Genomic DNA, 1,253 nt, shown 5'->3' with positions numbered 1-1,253 from the left:
AAGGAGCACCCCCCCCGCCAGCGCCACCAGCCGCGCCGGCACCGGCCGAGCCGGCAAAGCCTGCTGAGGCCGCGCCAGCGGAAGCCAGCCATGTCATCGTTGCCGGCGACACCTATTGGGATCTGGCCAAGAAAGCCTATGGCGACGGCGCCAGGTGGAAGGTCATTTCGGGCGCCAACAAGGGCTACGAACCCCGCCGGCTTCCTGTCGGCGCAACCCTGACCATCCCGCCGAAATAGCTCGCTTATATGCCTGAATGACACCGCCCGTCCGAAAACCGGACGGGCGTCCTGTTTTCGGGCTAATGCATGTCGCCCAAAAGTGACCTCGGTTTTGGGAAAACGACATGCATAAAACAAAGAGTTAAAGCGGGTCGTCTGAATCCATTCGGACAATCCGCTTTAAGGTGCGGCCAGACGCTGCATTGAATGCGCGCGCAAGATGGTTAGGTTCGCGTCTCCCGGAGAACCCTTATGACGCTTCCCACCCCTGCCGATCCCAAGGTCGCAAAAGCGCTCGGCCCGTTGCCCGCTGGGCATCCGCCGGTCAAGGCGGGCAAGATCGGCGTCATGCTGGTCAATCTGGGCACGCCCGATGGCACCGATTTCAAGCCGATGTGGCGGTATCTGCGTGAATTCCTGTCCGATCCGCGCGTCATCGAGCTCAACAGGGCGATCTGGTATCCGATCCTCTATGGACTTGTGCTCACCACGCGCCCCAAGAAGTCGGGCGCCAATTACGCCCGGATCTGGAACCGGGAAAAGAACGAGTCGCCGCTGCGCACCTACACCCGTGCCCAGGCCGAAAAGCTGGCCGAAGCGCTGCGCGACCTGCCTGATGTCGTCGTCGACTGGGCGATGCGCTATGGCAATCCTTCGACCGCCAGCATTGCCCAGCGTCTGGCCGACCAGGGCTGCGACCGCATTCTTTCGTTTCCGCTCTATCCGCAATATTCGGCGACGACCACGGCAACAGCCAACGACCAGCTGTTTCGCGCGCTGATGAAGATGCGCCGCGCGCCGGCCGTCCGCAGCGTGCCGCCCTACTATGACGAGCCGGTCTATATCGAGGCGCTGGCGCGTTCGATCGAACGGCATCTGGCGACGCTGGATTTCGAGCCGGAGGTGGTCATCACCTCCTATCACGGCATTCCAAAACCCTATTTCGAGAAGGGCGATCCCTATCATTGCCACTGCCAGAAGACGACGCGGCTGTTGCGCGAACGGCTCGGCTGGGATGACAGGAAACTGATC

At 61.9% G+C, this 1,253-nt stretch carries 2 protein-coding genes; both read left to right on the top strand.

The features are described 5' to 3' along the window. Positions 1-239, top strand: a 239-nt coding sequence (locus ENZ75_RS32230) for a LysM peptidoglycan-binding domain-containing protein (RefSeq protein ID WP_128278628.1), incomplete at its 5' end; no start/stop codon positions are given. A gap of 234 nt (positions 240-473) precedes the next feature. After that, positions 474-1,253, top strand: a 780-nt coding sequence (gene hemH, locus ENZ75_RS32225) for a ferrochelatase (RefSeq protein WP_128278627.1), incomplete at its 3' end; no start/stop codon positions are given.

Source organism: Mesorhizobium sp. M7A.F.Ca.CA.002.04.1.1, assembly GCF_004022805.1.
GTDB lineage: Bacteria > Pseudomonadota > Alphaproteobacteria > Rhizobiales > Rhizobiaceae > Mesorhizobium > Mesorhizobium ciceri.
This window is presented reverse-complemented; position numbering and strand designations above follow the sequence as displayed.